Source organism: Vibrio scophthalmi LMG 19158, assembly GCF_000222585.1.
Lineage (GTDB): Bacteria > Pseudomonadota > Gammaproteobacteria > Enterobacterales > Vibrionaceae > Vibrio > Vibrio scophthalmi.
On record NZ_AFWE01000184.1, the window covers coordinates 49629 to 56317 of the forward strand.

4 protein-coding genes are annotated in these 6689 nt (G+C 45.4%); 2 read left to right on the forward strand and 2 right to left on the reverse strand.

Annotation, left to right across the window (positions count from 1 at the left end; translation table 11 throughout):
- Nucleotides 1–100: 100 nt before the first annotated feature.
- Nucleotides 101–1852 (reverse strand): SgrR family transcriptional regulator, encoded by a 1752-nt coding sequence (locus RH88_RS15785; RefSeq protein WP_040757994.1) that lies wholly within the window; start codon nucleotides 1850–1852, stop codon nucleotides 101–103.
- Between the two features lie 286 nt (nucleotides 1853–2138).
- A complete protein-coding gene (locus RH88_RS15790) occupies nucleotides 2139–2756 on the reverse strand; it encodes a DedA family protein (RefSeq protein WP_005597792.1) in 618 nt (205 codons plus the stop codon).
- A gap of 487 nt (nucleotides 2757–3243) precedes the next feature.
- Here RH88_RS15790 and potE point away from each other — a divergent pair, with 487 nt between their 5' ends.
- Both potE and adiA read left to right on the forward strand, forming a co-directional pair.
- Nucleotides 3244–4560, forward strand: coding sequence for a putrescine-ornithine antiporter (gene potE, locus RH88_RS15795; protein WP_005597794.1), 1317 nt, complete (start codon nucleotides 3244–3246; stop codon nucleotides 4558–4560).
- Nucleotides 4561–4623: 63 nt separating this feature from the next.
- Nucleotides 4624–6689, forward strand: a 2066-nt coding sequence (gene adiA, locus RH88_RS15800) for an arginine decarboxylase (RefSeq protein ID WP_005597796.1), incomplete at its 3' end; no start/stop codon positions are given.

The window sequence follows — 6689 nt, forward strand, 5'->3', positions numbered from 1 at the left end:
ATTTTTTACAGCGATTTATCTAATTTGAGAACGGTGGAATTTTAGGCGAACGATTTTGTATCTAAATATTTATCTTTAGATATCTAAGTAATTGTCATATTCAGTCTGCTGACCACACATTACGGATATCTGGCCAGCCCCAGTTGGTTAGGGCCACGTCTTTAAGCACGCCATGAAAACGCAGTGTTTGGCTGTGGTGAAAAAGTGGCAGTAACCAATATTGATTAATAAGCGCAGCAGCAATGGGCTCTAAAGCATTTAGATACTGGTTGAGAGGGGTCGTTTGGCGCAGTGTTTTCAATGATTGTATCAGCCAAGTTTCTGCTTCAGCACTGATGCTGCCATGTAATATAGCGTTATGAAAAAGGTTGTTAAATGCGGAGGCGTGACGGTTGTCATCAAGGTTGATATTGGTCAGTACCATGGTCTCCTGTAAACGCTGTTCAGAGCAGAGACTATTTAACTCACGGTAAGAGTAAGTGTTCACTTTTACTTGGATGCCGAGCTGATTAAGTTGGTCTGCAACGGCGGTGGCGCAGTTAACCAGTGCATTGTAATCATAGACGGCAATTGAGATCTGTTTTGGCAAGGCACAAATAGGCGTATCCGGACGGATCACTTTGTGCCAAATAGGCAGCAGATTGTAGGCATGTTCACTACCAAAATTTTTGCCACGGTGCTGTAAATGCTGATAGACGGTTTCTGGTGTCACTAGGCTGGAAAAATAACGTCGCTGTTGCTCATTTAACCCATCACCACTGCGCTGATTAAATAGGATGAACATGCAACCATCTTCGATGCGAGTTTGTTGAATCGCTTGTGAATCAGCGGCTTGTGTCTCGGACGTTAAGTAGTAGTGACAGGCCTGTTCTCGCTGTTTTTCGGGATGATTGGTTTCAATCTGTTTTTGCTTCAACTCGCGTTCGTCAAGTTGCCAAATCGTGACCATATCGGTCAGAGCGCGGCAAGCATAGTAGCGATCGAATGCTTGCATACACAGTTTGGTCTCTGAGTGTTCAACGACTTCAAATACACCGCTGCCAGTAACAGCCCCTTGAAACTCAGGTTGCAGTTGATTTAGTGGTTGAATGGAATATTTGATCCCAGAGAGCAAGCCACCAAAGCCAAAATCGGGCTCTGAAAGATAGAAGGTGACTTTGTTGACCATTGGCGCTTGCACTTCAATCAAGTGATTCAATTCTTGTTGATAGTTTGTGTGCTGCTTGAGTTTTTGAAACAACTCTGCGATATGACAAGCACCAATGGCATTGCCGTTGTGAAAAGTGAGCCCCGGCCTTAGGTAAAAAGACCATTCAGTACCGTGTTCATTGTGTTGCCAATGATGAGCGAGTTGTCCTTCGAGCATGCCATGGCGATTACTGGTGACTAAGCAGCAATACACCTGACGGATAAGATAACGTTCACTCGAACGGTGCAAAGAGTGAGGCAGCAATTTTTCAAATGGGCGCTTATAGGTGAGCTGAATGTGTAAGCGCCCTTCACGGATAGAGGCGCCGGAGGTGCTTTGCAGTAGTTGGCCAAAGGCGCGCTCATTGTTGTCGAGTATCGCAAGGGCTTTTTCATATTTACCTTGCTGGATGCGCTTAGTGGCAAGTTGCGCTTTGAGCTCATCTAAATCTAATTGCAACATTAGGCTAGAGCGTTGATTACGACCAACTTTAGGTTGCCAGCTAAGCCATTGTTGTTTTTGCATCTCACCGAGTAAATTTCTGGCATGACGAGGGCTGGTAAATAAAGTCTCGGCAACGTCTGATAATGCCGTTTTGATTTCGTTGCCTACGCCAAGTGGCGCGAGGCGGGCATAGTAGCGAAGCAGGTTTAGATCAGAAATATCGTTAGGCTCTTGTGACCAAATGAAGCAATGAATTGGATGATGATTTCCGCAATTGGTTCATTATACGCACAATTTTGCTGATTTATGCCGGATTTAGTTAAATTGAGGAACAAGAAATATAAAATTGGTGAGTTTTTCTCTTCCTAATACTGGTTAAGAATAGTGGGGTGAGAAAGTAGAAAAAGCAGTAGTGAACAGAGATATGCTCCTGCACCCCCAGAATGCCTGCTTACTGCTGCTTTTTGTGCTTTTTACCAATGAATAAATAAGGTTATTAAGTGAGTCAGTTTGTCGGTTTTTCTTTATTGGCACGACGACGGACAATCAGGGCAATAAGGCCGATAAACACCAGCGCGGCCGCACACCATACGCCAAGTTGATGAGCAGTGTAGAAAGTACTGATTTGATGGAGATGAGCAAAAGCAACATTGCTCAGCAAGCTAAATACCGCTACCCAAATAGTGGTAGCCAGAGCATTACCCCACAGAAATTCGTGGCGTGGCATCTTGGCAATACCACAAGCAAGTGGCATGAATTGTTTCATTCCTTCGATAAAGCGACTGATCACCAAACATATCGGACCATACTTTTGAATCGCAGCTTGCAGCTTTTGCATTTTACTGCCCGATATATAGCCTTTTTTATCCAGCCAACCTTCAAAGTAATAACCCAATAGGTAGCCGCAACTGTTGCCGATAAAACACGCCAACCATGAAACGATCATTACCGTAGGGAGATTCATCACTCCGCGTGATGCGAGTATTGAGGCGGCGATCATCAGTGACTGACCTGGCATGGGTACGCCAATCCCTTCGAGAAAGATACTAATGACTAAGGCCAGATAGCCGTAATGATCAAGTACCGGTGACATGGCGTTGAGTAATTCGTTGATGTGTTCCACACAAAACTCCCACGAGCTAAAACGTCTAAATACGCCTGTTGTTCGTATCAATCAATTGTCGTCCACGTTTTGAGGCAAAACCTGACGTTGGTCTGATATTAGTGCTGCGAAAGTGAGCAACTAGGGGCGATTAATCATTCGGCTAATTTGATTGCAAGATAAATAATTAATCTAAAAATTAATTTATCAATAAGTGTAGCGGAATTCGTGTCGTGTTTGAGGCTATTTGTTTGACAGGGTGTGGCGCGACATTTTCTGGCAAGTTTTTTACCTAACAGCGATTAGCTGATTATTAATTAAAATAAAATTTGCTAGAACAAAAATTCGCTAACTATGCTTACAAGCATCAATTATTGACGAAAATATCCGTAAGAAGAGTGTGTGATCTGGATAGCTTATTATCGTAGTCGGTAACACCCACTTACTTTGCGGTAGTGGCGAATATGGCTTTAGTCAAAATTTGTCACGCAAGCATAGGTGAGGTTTTATGAGCAATAAGATGGGGTTGATGGGGCTTACAACCATCGTAACGGTTAACATGATGGGTTCGGGGATCATACTGTTACCTTCCAGTCTTGCCCAAACTGGCGGGATAGCACTGCTTGCATGGGGGATCACCGCCGTCGGCGCGTTGTGTATAGCCTATTCCTTTGCCAAGTGTGGTATGTATTGCCAAGAAGATGGCGGTATGTCGGCCTATGCGCAGCGGGCGCACGCCAAATCGAGTTTTTTCATCGCTTCCTATACCTACTATGTTTGTTTGGTGATCAGTGCGGTGGCCATTGCCGTTACTTCAGTAGGGTATTTGGAGTCCTTCATTCCTTGGCTAAAACAGAGCTCTATTCATACCTTTGTTGGTGTGGTTGTGGTGCTTGTTGTTACCCTGCTTGCCAATATGCGCGGTGCTAAAATTACCGGCCGCATCTCAGCGATTACGGTGTGGGGGGTCATTATCCCAGTACTTGGTGTCTCGGTGATTGGTTGGTTTTGGTTCGATAGTAAAATTTTCGCTGAGGCGTGGAATCCGAATAATGTTTCAATCTCGACTGCAATGTCTTCGGGGATTGCTCTGACGCTATGGGCCTTTCTTGGTATCGAGTCTGCTGGTGCTAACTCTGGCGCAGTAGAGAACCCTAAACGCAATGTACCACTGGCCTGTATGCTTGCCACCGTTTTTTCCGCCGTGACCTACATTGCTTCCACAACCGTGATTCAAGGTATCGTACCGAATGCTGAGTTGGCTAAATCAGATGCGCCATTTGGTTTGGTTTTTGCCGAGATGTTTGATCCAACCATTGGACAAATCATTACAGCAATGGCCGTTATTGCCTGTATTGGTTCATTGCTCGGCTGGCAGTTTACCAATGCCCAAGTTTCTAAAGCGGCTGCCGATCTTAAACTCTTCCCCAAAGTCTTCAGTGACGTAAACCGATTTGATGCGCCTGTGAAGGGCATGTTGATCATGCTAGCGCTGGAAATTGTTCTGGCCGTCATGACTATATCGCCTACGCTGATCAAGCAATTTAACGTACTGGTGGACCTCGCAGTATTCATCAATATGGTGCCATACATCCTATCGTTGACGGCGCTAGGGGTCATTTTGCGCCAAGCGAATGTGGGCGAATCAGAATACAAGGTTTCAATTTTCGTGGGTTCAATCGCAGTGCTATATAGCATTTATGGTGCTTATGCGACGGGGCAAGAATCCATCTTCTACGGCACGCTCATTACATTAGTGGGGTATTTCTTCTATGGCTTTATTGCCAGTCGAGATGCCAAACCAGTATCGGGTCCAAAGGGATAAGTGCACGACGATTTATTACTACCAATCCAATAATCAATGAATTAACGATAAGGTACGATAGCTATGAGGAAGTACGGTAAAAAGAAGCACGCTTTAATTTTTAACGATACTGTCAAGGCGGGCGTGATTGAAAATGCGCTTAACCGGTTGATTGAGGAGTTTGCCAGCGAAAGCGTTGAAGTGACGATTGCGACGTCATTTGATGATTGTTATTCGATATTCAATGCCAATACTCCGGTAGACTGCTTTATGTTGACCTCGCAAATGACGGGTCGACAAGCCGATGAGAACGAAAAATTCTTTAAATTGATTGATAAGCTCAACCGTCGCCAGCAAGGCGTGCCGGTCTTTCTTTTAGCCGAACGGAAAAAGATCACGCTTTCTGTGAGTCGTGATTTAATGTCACGGGTTGATGAGTTTGTCTGGATTATTGAAGATACACCAGACTTCATCGTTGGTCGTGCCGTTGCCGCGATGGAACGCTATCGCGATCAACTGTTGCCACCATTGATGGCGGCGATGATCAAATACGATGACGTGCATGAATACTCTTGGGCGGCGCCAGGTCACCAAGGTGGGGTTGGTTTTACTAAAACCCCAGCAGGGCAGCGTTTCTATCAACATTATGGAGAAGCCCTTTTCCGTTCTGATATGGGTATCGAGCGTGGTTCACTCGGCTCTTTGCTTGATCACACTGGCTATTTTGGTGACAGTGAAGCTTTTGCTGCTAAGGTGTTTGGCGCGGACAAATCCTATTCATTGGTGACGGGGACCTCAGGGGCAAACCGTACCATCATGCAAGTGTGTATGAAGGAAAATAGCCTTGCGATTTGTGATCGTAATTGTCATAAATCGATCGAACAAGGCTTGATGCTGACAGGGGCTCGTCCTGTTTACATGCTGCCGACTCGTAACCGTTACGGCATCATTGGGCCTATTTATCCAGAGCAGATGGAGCAGGCCGCGCTCAAGCAGCGTGCTGCAGAAGGGCCATTAACCAAAGATTTTGCCAATCAAGATCCGGTTTACGCGGTGATCACCAACTGTACTTATGATGGGCTGTGTTACAACGCTAAGCGCGCTCAAGAGATTCTGGGTAAGAGCAGTAACCGTATCCACTTTGACGAAGCTTGGTATGGATACGCACGTTTTAATCCGATTTATACCGATCACTTTGCCATGCGTGGTGAGCCAACCGAGAGCGAAGACGAGCCAACCGTATTTGCCACTCACTCGACGCACAAGTTACTCAATGCCTTATCGCAAGCCTCTTATATTCACGTGCGCCATGGTAAAGATGCGATTGATTTCCAGCGTTTTAATCAATCCTACATGATGCATGCAACCACTTCTCCGCTGTATGCGATCAGTGCATCGAACGACATTGCTGTATCGCAAATGTCGGGTAATCGAGGTTACTCGCTGACTCAAGAAGTAATTCATGAAGCGGTTGATTATCGTCAAGCGATGGGCCGCCTGTATCGTGAGTTTGAGCAAGATGGTGACTGGTTCTTTAAACCATGGAATGCAGAAACCTTCACTGATCCCAATACCGGTGAGACAGTGCCGTTTGAAGAAGCTGATCCGCAACTGCTGGCCTCAACACAAGATTTTTGGGTGATGAAGCCGGGCGATGAGTGGCATGGTTTTAAAGATATGCCGGAAGATTGGTGTATGCTCGATCCGATTAAGGTCAGTATTCTTGCTCCAGGGATGGGGGATGATGGCACCTTGCTTGATACGGGGGTTCCCGCGGCGTTGGTGACTCAATATTTAACCCGTTATGGCATTGTGCCAACACGTACTACCGACTTCCAAGTGATGTTCCTTTTCTCTATGGGGATCACCAAAGGTAAGTGGGCGACATTGGTTAATACCTTGCTGCATTTCAAGCAGCATCACGATCAAAACACACCATTGAAAAGTGTTTTACCCGAGTTAGTTGAAAATTACCCTGATGTATATGGTGAGATGGGTATGAAGGATTTGAGTGTGAAAATGTTTAATTACCTTAAACAGCATACACCTTCAGACAAGCTTAATGCGGCTTATTCAACTCTACCAGAAGCGGTAATGACGCCACGAGCGGCGTTTGAATCTATCGTTGAAAACAATGTTGAGATGGTGCC

Coding starts and splice junctions, on each gene's coding strand:
- potE (WP_005597794.1), top strand. CDS start 3,244: ATGAGCAATAAGATGGGGTTGATGGGGCTTACAACCATCGTAACGGTT.